This is a genomic window from Dichotomicrobium thermohalophilum (assembly GCF_003550175.1).
Lineage (GTDB): Bacteria > Pseudomonadota > Alphaproteobacteria > Rhizobiales > Rhodomicrobiaceae > Dichotomicrobium > Dichotomicrobium thermohalophilum.
In genome coordinates this window covers 2020639-2042341 of the sequence record NZ_QXDF01000001.1, presented here as the reverse complement: position 1 = coordinate 2042341, position 21703 = coordinate 2020639, and the positions used below count along the sequence as shown (strand labels likewise).

General features: G+C 64.2%; 15 protein-coding genes and 2 tRNA genes. 10 read left to right on the top strand and 7 right to left on the bottom strand.

The window, feature by feature from the left end; all coding sequences use genetic code 11:
- Positions 1–68 precede the first annotated feature (68 nt).
- The 7 genes from BXY53_RS09515 to gyrA all read right to left on the bottom strand — a co-directional run bounded on the left by BXY53_RS09515 (position 69) and on the right by gyrA (position 8802).
- Positions 69–1886: a hypothetical protein gene (locus BXY53_RS09515; RefSeq protein ID WP_147361541.1), complete on the bottom strand. Its 1818-nt coding sequence runs from the start codon at positions 1884–1886 to the stop codon at positions 69–71.
- A gap of 132 nt (positions 1887–2018) precedes the next feature.
- Positions 2019–3131 carry a tRNA guanosine(34) transglycosylase Tgt gene (tgt, locus tag BXY53_RS09510; RefSeq protein ID WP_119061578.1) on the bottom strand — a complete coding sequence of 371 codons (1113 nt, stop codon included), beginning with the start codon at positions 3129–3131 and terminating at the stop codon, positions 2019–2021.
- Complete coding sequence (queA, locus tag BXY53_RS09505; RefSeq protein WP_119061859.1) at positions 3128–4207, bottom strand: tRNA preQ1(34) S-adenosylmethionine ribosyltransferase-isomerase QueA; 1080 nt, start codon at positions 4205–4207, stop codon at positions 3128–3130. Before queA ends, tgt begins: the two co-directional genes overlap by 4 nt.
- A 51-nt stretch (positions 4208–4258) precedes the next feature.
- A complete protein-coding gene (locus BXY53_RS09500) occupies positions 4259–4819 on the bottom strand; it encodes a peptidylprolyl isomerase (RefSeq protein ID WP_119061858.1) in 561 nt (186 codons plus the stop codon).
- Positions 4820–4847: 28 nt separating this feature from the next.
- Positions 4848–5354 carry a pantetheine-phosphate adenylyltransferase gene (coaD, locus tag BXY53_RS09495; RefSeq protein ID WP_119061577.1) on the bottom strand — a complete coding sequence of 169 codons (507 nt, stop codon included), beginning with the start codon at positions 5352–5354 and terminating at the stop codon, positions 4848–4850.
- Positions 5355–5393: 39 nt separating this feature from the next.
- A complete protein-coding gene (locus tag BXY53_RS09490; protein WP_119061576.1) occupies positions 5394–6005 on the bottom strand; it encodes a LysE family translocator in 612 nt (203 codons plus the stop codon).
- Between the two features lie 28 nt (positions 6006–6033).
- On the bottom strand, positions 6034–8802 hold the full coding sequence (gene gyrA / locus BXY53_RS09485; RefSeq protein WP_245410402.1) for a DNA gyrase subunit A: 2769 nt from the start codon (positions 8800–8802) through the stop codon (positions 6034–6036).
- Positions 8803–9064: 262 nt separating this feature from the next.
- Here gyrA and BXY53_RS09480 point away from each other — a divergent pair.
- The 10 genes from BXY53_RS09480 to rpoC all read left to right on the top strand — a co-directional run bounded on the left by BXY53_RS09480 (position 9065) and on the right by rpoC (position 21703).
- A tRNA-Gly gene (locus tag BXY53_RS09480) sits at positions 9065–9138 on the top strand.
- Positions 9139–9353: 215 nt separating this feature from the next.
- Positions 9354–9430, top strand: a tRNA-Trp gene (locus tag BXY53_RS09475).
- Positions 9431–9514: 84 nt separating this feature from the next.
- Positions 9515–9712, top strand: a complete 198-nt coding sequence (gene secE, locus BXY53_RS09470; RefSeq protein WP_119061574.1) for a preprotein translocase subunit SecE — start codon at positions 9515–9517, stop codon at positions 9710–9712.
- A 62-nt stretch (positions 9713–9774) separates the two neighbouring features.
- Positions 9775–10305 (top strand): transcription termination/antitermination protein NusG, encoded by a 531-nt coding sequence (gene nusG / locus BXY53_RS09465; protein WP_119061573.1) that lies wholly within the window; start codon positions 9775–9777, stop codon positions 10303–10305.
- 206 nt (positions 10306–10511) lie between these two features.
- Entirely contained in the window at positions 10512–10940 is a 429-nt protein-coding gene (rplK, locus tag BXY53_RS09460) for a 50S ribosomal protein L11 (protein ID WP_119061572.1), read from the top strand.
- 5 nt (positions 10941–10945) lie between these two features.
- Positions 10946–11644, top strand: a complete 699-nt coding sequence (gene rplA / locus BXY53_RS09455; RefSeq protein WP_119061571.1) for a 50S ribosomal protein L1 — start codon at positions 10946–10948, stop codon at positions 11642–11644.
- A 347-nt stretch (positions 11645–11991) separates the two neighbouring features.
- Entirely contained in the window at positions 11992–12546 is a 555-nt protein-coding gene (rplJ, locus tag BXY53_RS09450) for a 50S ribosomal protein L10 (RefSeq protein ID WP_119061857.1), read from the top strand.
- Between the two features lie 53 nt (positions 12547–12599).
- Positions 12600–12998 carry a 50S ribosomal protein L7/L12 gene (gene rplL, locus BXY53_RS09445; protein WP_119061570.1) on the top strand — a complete coding sequence of 133 codons (399 nt, stop codon included), beginning with the start codon at positions 12600–12602 and terminating at the stop codon, positions 12996–12998.
- Between the two features lie 176 nt (positions 12999–13174).
- A complete protein-coding gene (gene rpoB / locus BXY53_RS09440) occupies positions 13175–17311 on the top strand; it encodes a DNA-directed RNA polymerase subunit beta (protein ID WP_119061569.1) in 4137 nt (1378 codons plus the stop codon).
- A gap of 177 nt (positions 17312–17488) precedes the next feature.
- Complete coding sequence (rpoC, locus tag BXY53_RS09435) at positions 17489–21703, top strand: DNA-directed RNA polymerase subunit beta' (RefSeq protein WP_119061568.1); 4215 nt, start codon at positions 17489–17491, stop codon at positions 21701–21703.

The following is a 21703-nucleotide window of genomic DNA, read 5'->3' as shown; positions in this document are numbered from 1 at the left end:
AACGACGAAAGCGCGAGAATACAAGCGCTTCAAGCCTGTTGAGCGACACGGTTTTCGCCGAACTGGCGCTAGCCGCGCCCTTTGCCATTATCTTCCGCGTCCTGCCCCTTGCGGGCCGCTTCCGCAGCGGCTTCGCCGGCGCCCATGTCGGTTACGCGGCGCTGTGGCGGTGTGGGCGATGCCGTAATGCCGGAGGGCGGGCCGTCGCCGGGATGCGCGGGCCGGCGGCGCAGCCAGAGCGTGATCAGCGCGGTGAAAAAGCCGATGATCGCGGCGGCAATGGCGTAAATCGGCTCGAAGGTGCGCGCCTGCTCGATCAGCCAGTCGAGCGTGCGCACATCCACGTCGATCGTGGCATCCAGCGTCTTGATCAGCACAGGCGGCTGGGTCTCGCCCTGCGGATTGACGATATGGGCGTAAAGTTCAAGTTCAAGCCGCTTGTTCTCGCCGCCCGCCTTCGGCGTGACGTACCATGACCATTCGACCGGGCGGCGCCAGGTAATCGTGCGCTCCTGCATCCCCTTGGGATCGACCTCGAAGTCGCGCCCGCGCAGCCGCGCCGACATGATGTTGGAGATCTTGGCGCGTTGCTGCTTCACCTCGCCCTGGAGCCGCTCGAACGCTTCTGAGGTTTCCTCCGGCAGCCCTTCCTCGGTGAAGTCGGTGCGCAGCACCAGCGTGATCTCGGTCGCCTGCCCCTTGATCATCTCCTGTGGGTGGTTGTATTCCACCGGCCGGTCGCGCAGGCGCTCCAGCGCGGCATCCACGTCGAAGCAGTCCGCGCCGAGCACCCCGCGTTCGGGGCAGGCGCCTTCTTCCCGCGTTGCGTGTGCCGTTTCGGGTTCGGTGGCGGCGGTTGCCGGTGCGGTCGTGCTGGCCGGCGCACGCTCCTGCCCTGGGACATCCGCTTCACTCTCGACAGCGGCGGCAGGCGCTCGACTCGCCGCCGGCGCGGCCGGCTCCTCGGTTGGCTGAGCAGCCTCCGTTGCGGCTACGCGTGGTTGTTCCGGTGTTGCGGGGCGTTCGGCGGCCTCGCCTAGGTTGTCCGCCGACTCGGGCTCTTCAGCCGCTTCGGGTTGAGTGGCGGGTACTTCCATAGCCTTCGGGGCGTCCAGAGCTAGTTCGGCCGCCGCCCTGGGCGCCTCTTCAGTGGTCGTCGGTACGTCCGGGCTCGCCGTCTCGGCTTGGGGCGCGGCGCGCGGCTGCGTGACAGAACGGGGCGTGGTCGTACGGCCGGCAGCCGGGGCGTTTCGCTTGATCGTCGGGGGCTGGTTCTGAGCGATCCCCAACTGGTTGATGCCCAGGTTGTTCTGCAAGCGTTTGGGCGCGGCGCGATACTGGAAGCGGCGGACGGTCCGCTGCGGCGCTGCCTGCTGCTCTTTTGCCAGCGACTCCAGCGACTTGGTCACAGCCGGCGCGCCATCGGTCTCCGCCGCCGCGGGGGCTTCCGTCTGTGCGGATGCGGCCGTCTCAGGTTCGTCCGAGACGCGCGCGCCGCCGCCCCTGACGACAGGCTCGTTGGTTTTATTGGCAGCTGCTTTTTTCGTCGGACCGGGCGCATCAAGCGCTTCCTGCGCGCGCGAGAGCACCTGGCTCAACTGCTCGCCCTCGGTGCCCCGGGAATAAAGCGCCTCGCAGATGTGGAAGACGTAGCGCGCGACCACGTCCCCGCGCGATAGCCCGTATCTGTTGGCGATCGCATCCACGCTTTCACGGGCGCTTGCAAGGAACGGGGGGTCAACCGGCTTGCTGCCGAGATCTGCCTGAAAGGCGGCGCTTACCGCCCGAGCGGCCTCGGTGTTATCCAGCTTCGGTGGGGAACCGCATGGCGAGCCGTTCGCAAGCGCCGGAAAAGGCAGGGCGACCAGAATCAGAAGAACTGCCAACAGCCTCATAGCATCCCCCCAAAAGCCACGCGCTTGCGTCCGACGCGCGCCAAAATGCCCCTTTGGCCATTAAGCCTGAAATTTAGCCATGCGCAACATTCGCCGCCGTGTCGGTGGATCAATCCTTGGGGGCTATCCGTAGGCGACCCGAATGCGTGTGCGCAGCTCGTCCAGCCGGCCCTCCTGGATCGCCGCGCGAACGGCGCGCATAAGATCCTGATAGAAAGCGACATTCGCCCAGGTCAGGAGCATCGGCGCGAGATACTCGCCGGCCTTGACCAGATGATGCAGGTAGGCGCGGGAATAGTCGCGTGCGGCGGGGCAGGGGCTTTCCGGATCAAGCGGGCCCGGGTCGTCAGCGTGAGCGGCGTTGCGCAGGTTGACCTTGCCCGCCCATGTAAACGCCTGGCCGTGCCGGCCGGACCGGGTGGGCATCACGCAGTCGAACATGTCCACGCCGCGCGCGACCGCTTCGACGATGTCGAGCGGCGTGCCGACGCCCATCAGGTAGCGCGGTTTGTCCGCCGGCAGGTGGGGCGTAGTCTGCGCAAGCGTCTCCAGCATCAGGTCCGGCCCTTCGCCGACGGCCAGCCCGCCGATCGCGTAGCCGGGAAAATCCATCTCCATGAGCGCCCGTGCCGAACGTTCGCGCAAATCCGGGTGGATGCTGCCCTGCACGATGCCGAACAGCGCATGGCCCGCTGCGGCCCGCTTTGCGAACGCGTCCTGCGAACGCTCCGCCCACCGCAGTGACAGTTCAACAGCCGATGCCGCCTCTTCCCGCGTGCAAGGGTAGGGCGGGCACTCGTCGAGCTGCATCTGGATGTCGCTGCCGAGCAGGCACTGGATTTCCACCGCGCGCTCGGGCGTGAGCAGATGCGTGCTGCCGTCGATATGCGACTGGAAGGTGACGCCGTCTTCGCTCAGCTTGCGCAGCTTGGAAAGCGACATGACCTGGAATCCGCCACTGTCGGTCAGGATCGGGCCGGGCCAGTTCATGAAGTCGTGCAGGCCGCCCAGCCGCGCGATCCGTTCCGCCCCGGGGCGCAGCATCAGGTGGTAGGTATTGCCGAGGATGATGTCCGCGCCGGTCTCGCGCACGGTGTCGGGGAACATCGCCTTGACGCTTGCGGCGGTGCCGACGGGCATGAAAGCGGGCGTGCGGATCGTCCCCCGGGGAGTGGTCAGAGCGCCGGTGCGCGCTTCGCCATCGCGCCCGTGGATGTCGAAGGCGAGGGCGCTCATGGCAGCGCTGCCGGGTCGGGCCAGAGCAGGCAGGCATCGCCGTAGGAGTAGAAGCGGTAGCCGCTTTCGACGGCATGCTCATACGCCCGCATGATCCGCTCCAACCCGGAAAACGCCGCGACCAGCATCACGAGCGTCGAGCGCGGCAGATGAAAATTCGTCATCAGGACGTCGATGGCGCGGAAGGTGTGGCCCGGCGTGATGAAGATGTCGGTCTCCCCGGAGAACGGCCTGATCTTTCTGTCTCGCGTTACCGCGGTCTCGAGGATGCGCAGACATGTCGTCCCGACGCAGACGATGCGCCCGCGCCGCGCCCGCGTTTCGTTCAGCTTGTCTGCTGTTTCGGCGCTGATCTCGCCCCATTCCGCGTGCATTCGGTGATTGGCGATGTCTTCGACCTTCACTGGCAGGAAGGTACCGGCGCCGACATGCAGTGTCACCGTCTCCCAGCCGATGCCGCGCGCGTGCAGCCGGTCCATCAGTTCCGGCGTGAAATGCAACCCCGCGGTCGGCGCGGCGACGGCGCCTTCCCTGGCCGCGAACATGGTCTGGTAGTCCTCGCGGTCCCGTTCGTCGGGTGGGCGGCGGCTTGCGATATAAGGGGGCAGGGGCATGACGCCGGCGGCGTCGATCAGGGCGTCCAGCGCTTGGCTCTCGGCCTCGAAGGCGAGCAGCACCTCGCCCCCGGATTTCTCTTCGACACGCGCGTAAAGGGCTTTGCGCTCCAGACCGCTAATCGCGAGCCGGTCGCCCTCGGCCAGCTTGCGCCCCGGCTTGGCGAAGGCGCGCCAACGGTTGCCACTTTCGCGCTTGTGCAGGGTGATGCCGATCTCCGGCTCGGTTTCGCCGCGGCCGACGCGCTTGGCGTTGAGCTGGGCGGGGATTACGCGCGTGTCGTTGAAGACGAGCGTGTCTCCGGGGGCGAGGATGTCGGGCAGGTCGCGGACGATGCGGTCCTCAAGCTCCAGTGCCGCGCCGGGGCGTACCACAAGCAGCCGCGCGCTGTCACGCGGGCTGGCCGGGCGCAGCGCGATGCGGTCCTCCGGCAGGTTGTAGTCGAAGTCATCAAGCCGCAGGCCGCCGGATGTCTTGTCCGGTCCGCTCACCGCGCGCCCGCTCCCGTCGCCTCAGGACGCATCCTCGGCCAGCTGCATCTTGATGATCTTGTCGGGGTTCTCGACCGCGCCCGAGCGCGGATCGCCCTTCTTGATGTTATGGACATGCTCCATGCCCTCGACCACGCGGCCCCAGACCGTGTAGGAGCCGTTCAGGTGTGGCGCCTCTTCGAAAACTATGAAGAATTGGCTGTTGGCGCTGTTCGGATCGGCGGTGCGCGCCATGCCGAGCGTGCCTTCCTCAAACGGGACGTCGGAGAACTCGGCCGGCAGGTCCGGATAGTCCGAGCCGCCCGTGCCCGTGCCGGTCGGATCGCCGGTCTGGGCCATGAAGCCGTCGATCACGCGGTGGAAGGTCAGCCCGTCATAAAAGCCCTCGCGGGTCAGCGTCTTGATGCGCTCGACATGCTTCGGCGCGACGTCGGGCAAGAGTTCGATGACCACGCGGCCATCCTTCAAATCCAGGTAAAGCATGTTGTCCTTGTCCTGAGCGGTGGTTGGCACGGCGGCCATCCCGAGAAGGGCGATGGCGAACAGCGCCGACAAAGCGGTTATGACGGTCGTACGCAGCATGAGCTTGTCCATGGCTTGGATACGCGCCTCAAGAGATGGAGCCGGCCAGCTTGGCGCGCAGTCGTTTCGCCGCGAGCGGCGGGACGAACTGGTCGATGTCGCCGCCCATCGCCGCGATCTGACGGATGAATTTGGACGCGATATGGCGGTGCTGCGGGGCGGCGGCGAAAAAGATCGTCTCCACGTCGGGCGCAAGGGTCGCGTTGGTGCCCGCCATCTGCATTTCGTAGTCGAAGTCCGTGGCGTCGCGCAGGCCGCGCACGAGGACCGTGGCCCCGTGGATGCGCGCGGCATCGACGCTCAGCCCGTCGAAGGTAACGACCTCGATCTGAGTGGAATCCCGCGCGGCGATGACGCGCGTTTCGGCCTCAAGCATCTCGACGCGCTCTTGCCAACTGAACAGCGGCGTCTTCCCGTGATGGACGCCGACGCCGACAACGAGCCGCCCGAGCAGGCGCGCGGAACGCTCGATCACGTCGAGATGGCCATAGCTGACCGGATCGAAACTGCCGGAATAAAAGCCGGATCGGGTCATACGAAAGTCCTAACCAACACCGCGCTGCTTCGCAAGCTGTCACGCGCGCCGCGCCAGCGCAAGCCAAATGCCGCCGACAACCAGAACGCTTCCGCTGAAGCCTTCCAGAATATTACGGCGGTTGAGGAACCATCCCCGCGCGGTGCCAAGCGCGAGCACCATCAACGCGTCCGTTGCGACGATGACGATAACGAAAGTCACCGCAAGCAGGGCAAGCTGGGGCGCGATGGCCGCCGCCGGATCAAGGAACTGCGGAAAGAAGGCGCCGAGAAACAGAAGCACCTTCGGGTTGGATAGCGCCACGATGAAGCCGCGCCAGAGCACGTTGCCGGGCGCGGCGGGTTGCGGCATGTCGTGGGCAGACTGAAGCGCGGCGCGGAAGCGCCAGATTCCCAGCCAGACCAGATAGGCCGCTCCGAGCCAGCGGATGACGTCGAACCACTCGGCGACGAACACCATCACCGAGGTCATCCCCAGCGTGGCGGCTGCGACGAGGATCGACAGGCCCAGCCCGTTGCCGAGCACCGTCAGCAGGCCCGCGCGCGTGCCGTGGCTGGCGCTGTTGGCGATGAACAGGGCCATGGACGGCCCGGGCGTGGCGGCGAGCACGACGCAGGCCAGCACGAACGCCCCGTAAAGATACGCCGACACGGGGATGGCTCCTTAATGCACGGGGCGCTTATTCGCTTTCGCTATCGCCGCCGTTGTCCTCTTCGGGGATGTGCACCACGGAGACCACGCGCTCGCCCGCCGCGGTCGAGAAGATCTTCACGCCTTGGGTCGCGCGGCCGACGATCGAGATGTCCTCCACCGGGCAGCGGATCAGCTTGCCGCGATCGGTCACGAGCATGATGTGGTCGGTGTCCTCGACCGGGAAGGCGCCCACCAACGGGCCGTTGCGCTCGTTGACGGTCATGGCGATGATGCCTTTGCCGCCACGCCCGGAAATCCGGTACTCGTAGGCGCTGGTGCGCTTGCCATAGCCGTTTTCCGACACGGTGAGGATGAACTGCTCGCGCGCGCTGAGCTCGGCGTAGCGTTCCGGCGACAACTCGCCCGGCTCGACCAGCTCCTCGTCACCGCCCTCGGCCTCGCTGGACGCTTCTTCGGCGGCCGCGTCCTCGGCGGACTGACCGCCTGCGGCGCGGCGCATCGCGCTTGCCTGGCGCAGATAGGCGGCGCGTTCATCGGGCCGGGCATCCACGTGCCGGAGCATCGCCATCGAGATGACCTCGTCACCGTCCTCCAGGCGTATACCGAGGACGCCGCGTGCCTCGCGACCCTTGAATTCGCGCACCGCGGTGACGGGGAAGCGGATCGCGCGGCCCTTCGCGGTGGTCAGCAGAACGTCGTCATCCGCTGAGCAGGTCTCCACGCCGATGATGCGCTGACCCTCATCCAGCTTCATGGCGATCTTGCCGCTCTGGCGCACCTCGATAAACTCCGACAGCTTGTTGCGCCGGACATTGCCGTCGGCCGTGGCGAACATGACGTGGAGCTGGTCCCAGCTGTCCTCATCCTCCGGCAGTGGCAGGATCGAGGTGATCCATTCATCCTGGTCAAGCGGCAGCAGGTTGATGAGCGCCTTGCCCTGGGACTGCGGCTGCGCGGCGGGCAGCTTCCACACCTTCATCTTGTAGACCATGCCGCGCGAGGAGAAGAACAGCACGGGTGTGTGCGTGTTCGCAACGAACAGCCGCGTGACGAAATCTTCCTGGCGCGTGGACATGCCCGCGCGCCCCTTGCCGCCGCGACGCTGCGCCCGGTAAGTCGCCAGCGGTACCCGCTTGACGTAGCCGCGGTGGCTGACCGTGACGACCACGTCCTCGCGCTGGATCAGGTCCTCATCCTCGACCTCGCCGGCGTATTCGATGATCTCGGTGCGGCGCGGCGTGCCGAAGGAATTGGCGATCTCGTTCAGTTCGTCCTTGATGATCTCGATGACGCGGGCGCGCGAGCGCAGAATGTCGAGGTAATCCTTGATCTTCTCGCCCAGGCCGTTCAACTCGTCGCCGATCTCGTCCCGGCCGAGCGCGGTGAGGCGTTGCAGGCGCAAGTCGAGGATGGCCTTCGCCTGTTCGGCGGAGAGCATGTAGGTGCCGTCGTCGGCCACCACGTGGCGCGCGTCCTGAATAAGCGCCACCAACGGGGCGACGTCCTGCGCCGGCCAGCGCCGCTCCATCAATTGCTCGCGGGCGGTCGCCGGGTCGGGCGCGCGACGGATGAGGTTGATGACCTCGTCAATATTCGCCACCGCGATGGCGAGGCCGACCAGCACATGCGCGCGCTCTCGCGCTTTCGCCAGCAGGTATTTTGTTCGCCGGCTGACCACTTCCTCGCGGAAGGCGGTAAACGAGCGGATCAGGTCCTTGAGATTCAGTTGCTCCGGCCGCCCGCCGTTGAGCGCGACGAGATTCGCGCCGAATGAGGTCTGAAGCGGCGTGTAGCGGTAGAGCTGATTGCGCACCACATCGGCGTTGGCGTCGCGGCGCAGTTCGATGACGACGCGGTAGCCCTGCCGGTCGGACTCGTCGCGCACATCCGAGATGCCTTCGATACGCTTCTCGCGGACGAGTTCGGCGATCTTCTCGATCATGCCGGCTTTGTTCACCTGATAGGGCACCTCGGTGACGATCAGCGCCTCGCGGTCCTTGCCGACAGTTTCGGTGTGGACCTTGCCGCGCATCACGATCGAGCCGCGGCCCTTGTGGTAAGCCGAACGCGCGCCTGTGCGCCCGAGAATGATGCCGCCGGTGGGGAAGTCCGGGCCGGGGACGATCTCGATCAGCTCGTCGATGGTGATCGCCGGGTTGTCGAGATAGGCGATGCAGGCGTTCGTGATCTCGGTCAGGTTGTGCGGTGGAATGTTCGTTGCCAGGCCGACCGCGATGCCGCCCGCGCCATTGACCAGCAGGTTCGGGAATTTCGCCGGCAGAACACTCGGTTCGCGCTCGGAGTTATCATAGTTGTCCTGGTAATCGACGGTGTCCTTGTCGATGTCGTCGAGCATCGAATGCGCGACCTTCTCCAGGCGGCACTCGGTGTACCGCATCGCCGCCGGCGGGTCGCCGTCGATCGAGCCGAAGTTGCCCTGGCCGTCGACAAGCGGCAGGCGCATGGAGAAATCCTGCGCCATGCGCACCAGCGCGTCATAGATGGCCTGGTCGCCGTGCGGGTGATAGCGACCCATGACATCACCGACAACGCGCGCGGCCTTCTTGTAAGGCTTGTTCCAGTCCAGCCCGTTCTCGTGCATCGTGTAGAGGATGCGACGATGCACAGGCTTTAGCCCGTCGCGTACGTCGGGCAGAGCGCGGCTCACGATCACGCTCATCGCGTAATCGAGGTAGGAGCTGCGCATCTCGCTGGTGATGGACCGGGTGCGGATGTCGAAGCCGTCGCCTTCCGGCGCGGCGCCGTTTCCGGGGATGTCGGAATTGTCGGACACGATACGGTGGTCTTTGTCAGTTGTCGGAGAAGCTGTCGGTTGAGCGCGTTCGGGAACGCCTACTCCACCTACAAGAGATATAGCGATTGAAAGCGCATACGCAATCGCGGGAACTGGTCGCGCTGGAGCTGTGCACGGCTATCTCGCGTCGCGGCCGGAAAGCAGCCATCTCTGACCGGTGTGCGGCCCTGGGCTTGTGTTCTTGACATCCGCTCTAAATTGAGGTGATGAGACTCGGGCGATTTCGGCATCTGGACGTCAGGCGGGTGTAGCTCAATGGTAGAGCAGGAGCCTTCCAAGCTCAAGACGGGGGTTCGATTCCCCTCACCCGCTCCAGACCGGGCCGGCCGACGGCGTGGATCAACTTTCAACAGGAAATCAACAATTTTCTGCTGGCGTTCCCCGTCGTTCGGTGTTATTTGTCAAGGCTCAGGTTTACAAAGGCATCAGAAGCTGTTGCGGCTCCTCCCCAAGGTTTGATGAATGGTCAGGCTGACAGGGGCTGGGTCGCGTTGTCGCGTTTTTTTGGCGCTCGGTGTCCGGGCGTGTGGAGGAGTGTAGCTCAATCGGCTAGAGCACCGGTCTCCAAAACCGGGGGTTGGGGGTTCGAGTCCCTCCACTCCTGCCATTCGGAGGGCCGGCCTCGCCGGAGCTATGGACGACGCGGCCGCGACGCTTCGCGACGGTTCGGTGCGGCGGAATTTGGTGCAGCATGGCGAAGACCAACCCATTCGAGTTCATCCAGCAGGTGCGGCAGGAAACGGCCAAGGTCACATGGCCGACGCGCCGCGAGACGATCATCACCACGATCATGGTGCTGATCATGGTGACGCTGGCCTCGCTCTTCTTCTTCATCGCGGATCAGATTCTGGGCGGAGTCGTCAGCCTCCTGCTTGACGCCGGCCGCTAAAGCCCGCGCACCGCGCCCGAGCACACGACATTCAAGAACACGAAGGGGCCATCAAGCAGGCCATGTCGAAGCGCTGGTACATCGTTCACACATACGCGAATTTCGAAAAGAAGGTGGCGGAGAGCATCAAGAAGGAGGCTGAGACGCAGGGTCTGGCCGACGCGTTTGAAGAGGTGCTCGTGCCGATGGAGGAAGTCGTGGAAATGCGCCGCGGCCGCAAGGTCAGCGCGGAGCGCAAGTTCTTCCCCGGCTACGTGCTCGTCAAGATGGAGATGACGGACGCCACCTATCATCTCGTGAAGAACACGCCGAAGGTGACGGGCTTTCTCGGGGCCGAGAACAAGCCTATCCCGATCTCCGAAGCCGAAGCTGAGCGAATCCTGCACCAGGTGCAGGAGGGTGTCGAGCGGCCGAAGCCGACGGTGACCTTCGAGGTCGGGGAACAGGTGCGGGTAGCCGACGGGCCATTCGCCTCGTTCAACGGTCTTGTCGAGGAGGTCGACGAGGAACGCTCGCGCCTGAAGGTCGCGGTGTCGATCTTCGGCCGCGCCACGCCGGTCGAACTGGAATACGGACAGGTCGAGAAGATGTAACCGCCATCGCGGCGGTGCGATAAGGAACCGGGGGGGGGGCGAAATCAGGTCAGTTATCGGCAACAGCCGACTTTGATCACGGCGTATCACCGCCGTGACAATCCGAAGCCTCCGCGCGCGGAGGCAGTTTGCGGGAGGGCTCGCCGCCCGTTGAACCGCTAACCCGAGGCAACAACAGCTTGCCACGAATGTCTTAGGGGAAACTGATGGCGAAAAAGGTAACAGGATATCTCAAATTGCAGGTTCCGGCCGGCCAGGCCAATCCGTCGCCGCCGATCGGCCCGGCGCTTGGTCAGCGCGGTCTGAACATCATGGAGTTCTGCAAGGCGTTCAACGCCGCGTCCGGCGAGATCGAGCCCGGCGCGCCGGTGCCCGTGCTCATCACGATCTATCAGGACAAATCCTTCACCTTCACGATGAAGACGCCGCCGGCGACGTACTTCTTGAAGAAGGCGGCGGGGCTGAAGTCCGGCAGCAAGGAGCCGGGCCGCCAGAAGGCCGGAACGGTGACGCGCGATCAGATTCGCGAGATCGCCGAGACGAAGATGAAGGATTTCAACACCGACGACATCGAGGATGCCATGCGCATTGTCGAGGGGTCGGCGAAGTCCATGGGTCTGGCGGTGCAGGAGTAAGGACAATGGCAAAGGTTGGAAAACGCTTGCGGAACCTGCGCGAGAACATTGAGACCGGGAAGACCTATGACGTCGCCGAAGCGGTGAAGCTGGTCAAGGAGAACGCCGTGGCGAAATTCGATGAGACGGTCGAAGTCGCTGTCAACCTGGGCGTCGATCCGCGCCACGCCGACCAGATGGTGCGCGGGGTTTGCCAGCTTCCGAACGGCACCGGCCGAGAGGTGCGCGTGGCAGTGTTCGCCAAGCCGGAGCGCCAGGACGAGGCGCGCGAGGCCGGCGCGGAAGTGGTGGGCGCCGAGGACCTGGTCGAAGAGGTTCAGAAAGGAAATATCAACTTTGATAAATGTATTGCTACCCCGGACATGATGCCGTTGGTCGGCCGGCTCGGTAAGGTGCTGGGCCCGCGGGGCATGATGCCCAACCCGAAGGTCGGCACCGTGACCAACGATATCGCCGAGGCCGTGCGCTCTGCCAAGGGCGGCGCGGTCGAGTTTCGGGTCGAGAAGGCCGGCATCGTCCATGCTGGTGTGGGCAAGGCAAGCTTCCCCGAGGATGCGCTGGTGGAGAACATCCGCGCCTTCGCCGATGCGGTGATGAAGGCGAAGCCCGCCGGCGCGAAGGGCACTTATCTGAAGAAGCTGTCGCTCACCTCGACGATGGGACCGGGCGTTCAGGTGGACACGCAGAGCGTGTTGAGCGCCTAGAAAATTTCAGGCGGCCCCGTGCCGCCAACCTGTTTCCGGCGTTCGCGCCGGAAAGTGCCGGGCTGCAAGGCTCGGCAAAATCCTGTCCGAGACTGGGGGTGCCGGAAACGGCTTAATCCCGCAAGGGGCCCACAATAGACAGGGGTGAGGCGCTGGATCGAAACGAAAATTCGTTTCGCGAAAGCGTCCACGTGACTGAACGCCAAGCTTTCCGTTTGGGCGTCAGCCACGGCCCTTGGGACAGGTTATCTCAGCTGTCGCTCGGGCCTTCCTGAAAGGCTGGCGACATGGTGGAAGCGGTGGAGGTCGGCCTTGCCGGCCCCGCCAGTGAACCTTGGAGAGACGCGGTGGAACGAGCCGAAAAAGTCGAGATGGTCGAACACCTCGGCCATGTCTTCGAAGAGTCCGGCTCTGTCGTCGTCGCACGCTACACCGGACTCACGGTGGCCGAGATGACCGATCTCCGCGAACGCATGAAAGCGGCCGGAGCTCGGTTCAAGGTCGTCAAAAACCGCCTCGCCAAGATCGCGCTGCAGAACACCGACCGCGCCGACGCCGCGGAGTTGTTCGTCGAACCGACCGGTATCGCCTACGCGGAAGATCCGGTCGCCCCGGCCAAGGTTGCCGCACAGTTCGCCAAGGAGAAAGACAAGTTCATCATCGTTGGCGGCATCGTGGGCAAGGGAGCCGTGGACGCCGAGGGTATCAAGGCGCTCGCCGACATGCCTTCGATCGACGAAATGCGGGCCCGGCTCGTCGGTGTGCTGAACGCGCCCGCAGGCAAGCTCGTTCGGACGCTCAACGCGCCCGGCGAGAAGCTTGCACGCACGCTCAACGCGCCGGCCTCCGATCTTGTCGGAGTGCTCCAGGCTCGCAAGCAGCAGCAGGAAGAAGCAGCCTAGGATCTTGGCAACACCCGAAAACGGAAACCCAAACGGAAGCAAGGTAAAGGAAAATGTCTGAAGCGACCGATCGTATTTACGAAGAACTGTCCAAGCTGACGGTGCTGGAAGTCGCCGAGCTGGTGAAGAAGCTTGAGGACGAGTGGGGCGTTTCCGCCCAGGCCGCGCCGATGGCGATGCCGATGGCCGGCATGCCCGCTGCGGGCGGAGCTGCCGCAGAAGCCGCGCCGGAAGAGGAGAAGACGGAATTCGACGTCATCCTCGCCTCCTTCGGCGACAACAAGATTGGCGTCATCAAGGAAGTGCGCGGCGTCACCGGTCTTGGCCTGAAGGAAGCCAAGGAACTGGTGGAAGGCGTGCCGAAGCCGCTCAAGGAAGGCGTGCCGAAAGAAGAGGCCGAAGAGATCAAGAAAAAGCTGGAAGACGCCGGCGCGAAAGTCGAGGTCAAGTAAGCATTCGGCGGGCAAACGCCCGCAACACGCGATCGGTCGGCGGGTTGCGCGCCCGCCGGCCACCTTAAGGCAGCTTCCCCTGCGCGCTGGGATGAGCGTGCGCGGCAAGCGGCTTTTCCAGCGCCTCACCCGCTCAGAGGCGCAACACGGACCGAGCGGTGCGACAAGGAGTTACGATGGCGCAGACATTCACGGGGCGCAAGCGCGTCCGCAAGACCTTTGGCCAGATTCGCGAAGTGGCCGAAATGCCGAACCTCATTGAGGTTCAGAAGCGCTCGTACGACGATTTCCTGATGGTGAAGGAGCCGAAGGGCGGCCGCCCCAACGAGGGTCTTCAGGCCGTTTTCAGTTCGGTGTTCCCCATCAAAGACTTTTCCGAGCGCTCGCAGCTCGAATTCGTCCGTTACGAGTTCGACGATCCGAAATACGACGTCGAGGAGTGCCAGCAGCGCGACCTGACTTATGCGGCCCCGCTTCGTGCGACGTTACGGTTGATCACCTTCGATGTCAACGAGGAGACCGGCGCGCGCTCGGTCAAGGACATCAAGGAGCAGGACGTGTTCATGGGCGAGATTCCGTTCATGACGAACAATGGCACGTTCATCATCAACGGGACCGAGCGCGTGATCGTCAGCCAGATGCATCGCTCGCCGGGCGTGTTCTTCGACCATGACCGCGGCAAGACGCATGCCAGTGGTAAGCTGCTGTTCGCGGCAAGAATCATTCCGTACCGCGGTTCCTGGCTGGACTTCGAGTTCGACCCGAAGGACATCGTGCATGCCCGCATTGACCGCCGGCGCAAGCTGCCCGTCACGACACTGCTCTATGCCCTGGGTATGGGTGACGAGGAGATTCTCGACCACTTCTACGACCAGATTACGCTGCGCGCGGACGAGCAGGGCTGGCGGATGCCGTTCGATCCGCAGCGGATGCGCGGCCTGAAGCTGGCCTATGACATCATCAACGCGGACACCGGCGAGGTGGCGATCGAGGCTGGCCGCAAGATCACGCCGCGCCAGGCGAAGAAGCTGGCCGAGGGCGGCCTTCAGGACATGCTGGTCCACGACGATGCGCTGTCCGGCCGCTATGCCGCCGAAGACATCGTCAACATGAGCACCGGCGAGATCTATGCCGAAGCGGGCGCCGAGCTGACGCCGGATGTCATTGCCAAGATCCGCGCCGGTGCTGTGACGGAAATCCCGATCCTCGACATCGACCATGTCAACACCGGGCCGTTCATCCGCAACACGATGGTCGCGGACAAGAACAGCACGCGCGAAGAGGCGCTGCTGGACATCTACCGCGTGATGCGCCCGGGCGAGCCGCCGACGGTGGAAGCCGCGGAGAAGTTGTTCGAGGGCCTGTTCTTCGACGAGGAACGCTATGACCTGTCGGCGGTCGGCCGCGTCAAGATGAACATGCGTCTGGACCTCGACGCGGACGACTCGGTGCGCATCCTGCGCAAGGAGGACATCCTGGCGGTCATCAAGACGCTGGTGGCCCTGCGCGACGGCAAGGGCGAGATCGACGATATCGACCATCTGGGTAACCGCCGCGTGCGCTCAGTGGGCGAATTGATGGAGAACCAGTACCGGGTCGGCCTGGTGCGCATGGAGCGCGCCATCAAGGAGCGCATGAGCTCGGTCGATCTCGACACGGTCATGCCGCAGGACCTGATCAACGCCAAGCCGGTGGCCGCGGCCGTGCGCGAGTTCTTCTCGTCGAGCCAGCTTAGCCAGTTCATGGACCAGACCAATCCGCTGTCGGAGATCACGCACAAGCGGCGTCTGTCCGCGCTTGGTCCGGGCGGCCTCACGCGCGAGCGCGCAGGCTTCGAGGTGCGCGACGTGCACCCGACGCATTACGGTCGTATCTGTCCGATCGAGACGCCGGAAGGCCCGAACATCGGCCTGATCAACTCGCTGGCGACCTTCGCGCGGGTCAACAAGTATGGCTTCATCGAGAGCCCGTATCGCCGCGTGAAGGATGGCAAGGTGACCGAGGAGGTGGTCTACCTCTCCGCGATGGAGGAGGGGCGCTATTACATCGCGCAGGCCAACGCCGAGCTGACAGATGAGGGCACCTTCGCCGAAGACCTGATCATCTGCCGGCATGCGGGTGATGTGCAGCTCGTGCCGCCGCACATGGTCAACTTCATCGACGTCTCGCCCAAGCAGGTAGTCTCGGTGGCCGCGGCGCTGATCCCCTTCCTGGAGAACGACGACGCAAACCGCGCGCTGATGGGCTCGAATATGCAGCGTCAGGCGGTTCCGCTCCTGCGGGCCGAGGCGCCCCTGGTGGGCACTGGCATGGAATCGGTCGTGGCGCGCGACTCGGGAGCGGCCATCGCCGCGCGGCGTCCGGGGATTGTCGATCAGGTCGACGCCACCCGTATCGTCATCCGCGCGACGGAGGAAATGGACCCGTCCAAGCCCGGCGTGGACATCTACAACCTGCGCAAGTTCAAGCGCTCGAACCAGAATTCGGCGATCAATCAGCGTCCGCTGGTGCGTGCCGGTGACCGGGTCGAGGCAGGCGACATCATTGCGGACGGTCAGTCGACCGATCTGGGTGAGCTTGCGATCGGCAAGAACGTGCTGGTCGCGTTCATGCCCTGGATGGGTTACAATTTCGAGGACTCGATCTTGATCTCGGAACGCATCGTCAAGGACGATGTTTTCACCTCGGTGCACATCGAGGAATTCGAGATCATGGCGCGCGACACCAAGCTGGGCCCGGAGGAAATCACCCGGGATATCCCCAACGTGTCCGAAGAGGCGCTGCGGAACCTGGACGAGGCCGGAATCGTCTATATCGGTGCCGAGGTAAAGCCGGGCGACATCCTTGTCGGCAAGATCACGCCGAAGGGTGAAAGCCCGATGACGCCCGAAGAAAAGCTGCTGCGCGCCATCTTCGGCGAAAAGGCGGCCGATGTGCGCGACACGTCGCTGAAACTTCCGCCGGGGGTCTCCGGCACGGTCGTCGAGGTCCGCGTCTTCAACCGCCACGGTGTCGAGAAGGACGAGCGCGCCATGGCCATCGAGCGCGAGGAGCTTGAGCGTCTGGCCAAGGACCGCGACGACGAGATGGCGATCCTCGATCGCAACATCTACGGCCGTCTGAAGGACCTGCTCGACGGCAAGGAGGTCGCGAAAGGTCCGAAGGGCCTGCGCAAGGGCTCGACCGTCACGCCCGAGGCGCTGGACGAGTTGCCGCGCAACCAGTGGTGGGAGATCGCGCTCGTCGATGAAGAGGCGATGCGCGACGTCGAAGCCCTTCGCAAGCAGTACGAGGACGCGCGCAAGCAGCTCGAGCAGCGGTTTGTCGACAAAATCGACAAGCTCAAGCGCGGCGACGAGTTGATGCCGGGCGTCATGAAGATGGTCAAGGTGTTCGTCGCGGTAAAGCGCAAGCTGCAGCCGGGCGACAAGATGGCCGGCCGCCACGGCAACAAGGGCGTCATCAGCCAGATCGTCCCGGAAGAGGACATGCCGTTCCTTGAGGACGGGACGCCCGTGGACGTCGTGCTGAACCCGCTTGGCGTGCCAAGCCGTATGAATGTCGGCCAGATTCTGGAAACCCATCTGGGCTGGGCGGCCCGCGGTCTGGGCCGCATGATCGACAGGGCGGTGGAGAGTTTCCACGCCGAGAACGACCTGTCGGAGCTGAAGGCTCAGTTGCGCGAGATCTACGGCGAGAACGAGACGATCGAGTCGCTCAGCGACGAGGAGCTTGTCGAGTTGGGCCAGAACCTGCGCAAGGGTGTGCCCGTGGCGACGCCGGTCTTCGACGGCACCAACGAGGACCAGCTCGTGGAGATGCTGCGTCAGGCCGGGCTCGACTCATCGGGTCAGGTCACGCTGCTCGACGGGCGTACGGGCGAAGCCTTCGACCGGAAGGTAACCGTCGGCTACAAGTATCTGCTCAAGCTGCATCATCTGGTGGACGACAAGATCCACGCGCGCTCGATCGGCCCCTACAGCCTTGTCACCCAGCAGCCGCTTGGCGGCAAGGCGCAGTTTGGCGGACAGCGCTTCGGCGAGATGGAGGTCTGGGCGCTTGAAGCCTACGGCGCGGCTTACACGCTGCAGGAGATGCTCACCGTGAAGTCTGACGACGTGGCCGGCCGCACCAAGGTCTATGAGGCCATTGTGCGCGGCGACGACAGCTTCGAGGCCGGCATTCCGGAGAGCTTCAACGTGCTGGTGAAGGAAATCCGCGCGCTGGGCCTGAATGTCGAGCTGCAGCAGAGCGACGTAACTGACGAAGGCGTTCCGGAATACTCGCTGCCGCCGGCCTCGGCTGCGGAGTAAGGCACGCCGGAGGGAGACGACGATTGCGTATGGCGTGGGGTGTGAAAGAGATCGATAGATGCCCGCCCCGCGCCTGCGCGACTGAACAACGGACACTGACGCCGCATGGCGGGGAATGCGGCGCCTGACGGCCTAACGTAGCGCGCGCCCCAGCGCTACCGGATTAGGAGACGACTTATGAATCAAGAGATAACGGATCTCTTTTCTTCACAATCCCAATTCCCGAAATTCGATCAGATTCGGATCTCGATCGCAAGCCCGGAGAAAATTCTCTCCTGGTCGATGGGTGAGGTGAAGAAACCGGAAACTATCAACTACCGCACGTTCAAACCCGAGCGTGACGGGCTCTTCTGCGCGCGCATTTTCGGCCCGATCAAGGACTATGAATGCCTGTGCGGAAAATACAAGCGGATGAAGTATAAAGGCATCATCTGCGAAAAGTGCGGCGTCGAGGTCACCTTGTCAAAGGTGCGCCGCGAGCGCATGGGCCACATCGAGCTGGCCGCGCCGGTGGCGCATATCTGGTTCCTCAAGTCGCTGCCGAGCCGCATCGGCACGCTTCTGGACCTGACTTTGCGTGATCTTGAGCGGGTGCTCTACTTCGAGAATTACATTGTCATCGAGCCGGGCCTGACGCCGCTCAAGGAGCGTCAACTTCTCACGGAAGAGGAGTTCTTGCAGGCGCAAGAGGAGTACGGTGAGGACAGCTTCACCGCCGGCATCGGCGCCGAGGCCATCCGCGACATCCTTATCAAGCTCGATCTGGAAGAGCTGCGCGATCAGCTCCGCACGGAAATCGCCGAATCGACCTCTGAGCTCAAGCCGAAGAAACTCGCCAAGCGGCTCAAGGTCGTCGAGGCGTTCATCCAGTCCGGCAACCGTCCGGAGTGGATGATCATGACGGTGATTCCGGTCATCCCGCCGGAACTGCGGCCGCTGGTGCCGCTTGATGGCGGCCGGTTCGCCACGTCGGACCTCAATGACCTGTATCGCCGCGTCATCAACCGCAACAACCGCCTGAAGCGGCTGATCGAGCTGCGCGCGCCCGACATAATCATCCGCAACGAAAAGCGGATGCTGCAGGAAGCGGTCGATGCGCTGTTCGACAATGGCCGGCGCGGTCGCGTCATCACCGGCGCGAACAAGCGCCCGCTGAAGTCGCTCGCCGACATGCTCAAGGGCAAGCAGGGCCGGTTCCGCCAGAACCTGCTCGGCAAGCGCGTCGACTATTCCGGCCGGTCGGTCATCGTGGTTGGTCCTGAGCTCAAGCTGCATCAGTGCGGCCTGCCGAAGAAGATGGCGCTGGAACTGTTCAAGCCGTTCATCTATTCGCGGCTGGACGCCAAGGGCCTGGCGGCGACCGTCAAGCAGGCCAAGAAGCTGGTCGAAAAGGAGAAGCCCGAGGTCTGGGACGTCCTCGACGAGGTGATCCGCGAACACCCTGTGTTGCTCAACCGTGCGCCGACGCTGCACCGCCTTGGTATTCAGGCGTTTGAGCCGGTGCTGGTCGAGGGCAAGGCGATCCAGCTTCACCCGCTGGTCTGCGCGGCGTTCAACGCCGACTTCGACGGCGACCAGATGGCCGTGCATGTACCGCTGTCGCTGGAAGCGCAGCTTGAGGCCCGCGTGCTGATGATGTCGACGAACAACATTCTGCACCCGGCCAATGGCGGCCCCATCATCGTGCCGTCGCAGGACATCGTTCTCGGCCTCTACTACCTCTCGCTGGACAAGCCGAACGAGCCGGGCGAGGGCATGGTGTTCGGCAGCGTCTCGGAAATCCGGCACGCGCTTGAAGCCGGACTGGTGACGCTGCACTCGAGGATCAAGGCTCGCTTCGAAAGCATCGAGCCAGACGGCACGCCAACATCCCAGATCTATGAGACGACGCCTGGGCGAATGCTCCTTGGTGAACTGCTGCCGAAAAAGCCGGGCGTGAAGTTCGAGTTGGTCAACCAGCTCCTCACCAAGAAGATGATCTCCAAGATGATCGACGCGGTGTACCGCAACTGCGGTCAGAAGGAGACGGTCATCTTCTGCGACCAGATCATGGCGACGGGCTTCCGCCACGCCTGCGAGGCCGGCATCTCGATCGGCAAGGACGACATGGTCATCCCCGAGACGAAGGATGAAATCGTTCAGGAGGCCCATGATCTCGTCCGCGACTATGAGCAGCAGTTCATGGAAGGCTTCATTACCCAGGGCGAAAAGTACAACAAGGTTGTTGACGCCTGGGCGAAGTGCACCGACCGTGTCGCAAAGGAGATGATGGACCGGATCTCGGCACCGCAAACGGATGACGAAACCGGCCGTCAACTGCCCCTCAACTCGATCTACATGATGTCGCACTCCGGTGCCCGCGGCTCGCCCGCGCAGATGAAGCAGCTTGCGGGTATGCGCGGCCTGATGGCCAAGCCGTCCGGCGAGATTATCGAGACGCCGATTATCTCGAACTTCAAGGAAGGCCTGTCGGTGATGGAGTACTTCAACTCCACGCACGGCGCCCGCAAGGGCCTGGCCGATACCGCCCTGAAGACGGCGAACTCGGGCTATCTCACCCGTCGGCTGGTCGACGTGGCGCAGGACAGCATCATTACCGAACTGGATTGCGGCACCGACAAGGGCATCAACATGATCGCCGTGATCGACGCGGGCGAGGTGATCGTCTCGCTGGGCGATCGCGTCCTGGGCCGCACGGCCGCGGACGATGTCGTTGCGCCAGCCTCGGGCGAGGTGATCGTCCAGGCCGGCGAGTTGATCGAGGAGCGCCATGCCCGCGAGATCGAAGAAGCCGGCGTCCAGCAGGTGCGCATTCGCTCGGCGCTGACCTGCGAGACGCGCAACGGCGTCTGCAGCAAGTGCTACGGCCGCGATCTGGCCCGTGGCACGCCGGTGAACCTCGGCGAGGCGGTCGGCGTCATGGCCGCCCAGTCGATCGGTGAGCCGGGCACGCAGCTGACGATGCGGACCTTCCACATCGGCGGCACGGCGCAGGTCGTCGACTCCTCGTTCCTGGAATCGAACTTCGCCGGCACGGTGCAGATCAAGAACCGCAATGTTGCCAAGGACAGCCAGGGCCGTCTGGTCGCCATGGGCCGCAACATGTCGGTGCTGGTGCTGGACGACGAGGGCAACGAGCAGGCGTCCTACAAGATCGTCCAGGGCGCGCACATGAAGGTCGATGACGGCGACAAGATCAAGCGCGGCGAGCGCCTCGCCGAGTGGGATCCGTACACGCGCCCGATCCTGACCGAGGCCACCGGCACGGTGGACTACGAGGACCTTGTCGAAGGTGTCTCGATGAGTGAGCAGACCGAGGAGACCACCGGCATCACGCAGCGCGTGATCGTCGACTGGCGCTCCAACCCGCGCGGCGCGAGCCTGCGGCCGGCGCTCGTCATCAAGAACGCCAAGGGCAATGTGGTGAAGCTCAAGCGCGGCGGTGAGGCTCGCTACCAGATCCCGGTTGGCTCGGTGCTTTCCGTCGAGCCCGGTCAGGAGGTCAAGGCGGGCGATGTGCTGGCGCGTATCCCGCTGGAAAGTGCCAAGACCCGCGACATCACGGGTGGTCTGCCGCGGGTGGCCGAGCTGTTCGAGGCCCGGCGTCCCAAGGATCATGCGATCATTGCAGAAGCGTCCGGAACCATCGAGTTCGGGCGTGACTACAAGAACAAGCGCACGATCATCATCCGCCCGGATGAGGAGGATGCCGAGCCGGTCGAATACCTGATCCCGAAAGGCAAGCACCTGTCCGTTCAGGAAGGCGACCGGATCGAGAAGGGCGAGTTCATCATGGAAGGCTTGCCCGCGCCGCACGACATCCTGGCGATCAAGGGCGTCGAGGAGCTGGCCACCTATCTCGTGAACGAGATCCAGGACGTATATCGTCTGCAGGGCGTGAGCATCAACGACAAGCACATTGAGGTGATCGTCCGCCAGATGCTGCAGAAGGTCGAAGTCACCGATGCGGGCGAGACCGGCCTGCTCAAGGGCGAGCAGATCGACCGGATCGAGTTCGAGCAGCTGAACGCCCAGGCGGAGGCTGCGGGCAAGCGTCCGGCCGAGGCCGAGCCGGTCCTGCTGGGCATCACCAAGGCGAGCCTGCAGACGCGCAGCTTCATTTCGGCGGCCTCCTTCCAGGAGACCACGCGCGTGCTGACGGACGCCGCGGTGAACGGCAAGACCGACAACCTCGAAGGTCTGAAGGAGAACGTCATCGTCGGCCGGCTGATTCCGGCGGGCACGGGCGGCTCCCTCAACCGCCTGCGCGCAATTGCAGCCAAGCGCGACGACATGATCCTCAAGGAGCGGGCCAAGGCGGCCGAGCGGCTGGCGCAGGAAAGTGGCTCGGAGGAAGCAGCCTCGGGCGAGAAGATAAAGGCGGCAGAGTAA

Coding starts and splice junctions, on each gene's coding strand:
- BXY53_RS09500 (WP_119061858.1), bottom strand. CDS start 4,819: ATGCTGCGTACGACCGTCATAACCGCTTTGTCGGCGCTGTTCGCCATC.
- nusG (WP_119061573.1), top strand. CDS start 9,775: ATGTCGAAGCGCTGGTACATCGTTCACACATACGCGAATTTCGAAAAG.
- tgt (WP_119061578.1), bottom strand. CDS start 3,131: ATGAGCGCCCTCGCCTTCGACATCCACGGGCGCGATGGCGAAGCGCGC.
- rplL (WP_119061570.1), top strand. CDS start 12,600: ATGTCTGAAGCGACCGATCGTATTTACGAAGAACTGTCCAAGCTGACG.
- rpoC (WP_119061568.1), top strand. CDS start 17,489: ATGAATCAAGAGATAACGGATCTCTTTTCTTCACAATCCCAATTCCCG.
- rplK (WP_119061572.1), top strand. CDS start 10,512: ATGGCGAAAAAGGTAACAGGATATCTCAAATTGCAGGTTCCGGCCGGC.
- rplA (WP_119061571.1), top strand. CDS start 10,946: ATGGCAAAGGTTGGAAAACGCTTGCGGAACCTGCGCGAGAACATTGAG.
- coaD (WP_119061577.1), bottom strand. CDS start 5,354: ATGACCCGATCCGGCTTTTATTCCGGCAGTTTCGATCCGGTCAGCTAT.
- secE (WP_119061574.1), top strand. CDS start 9,515: ATGGCGAAGACCAACCCATTCGAGTTCATCCAGCAGGTGCGGCAGGAA.
- rpoB (WP_119061569.1), top strand. CDS start 13,175: ATGGCGCAGACATTCACGGGGCGCAAGCGCGTCCGCAAGACCTTTGGC.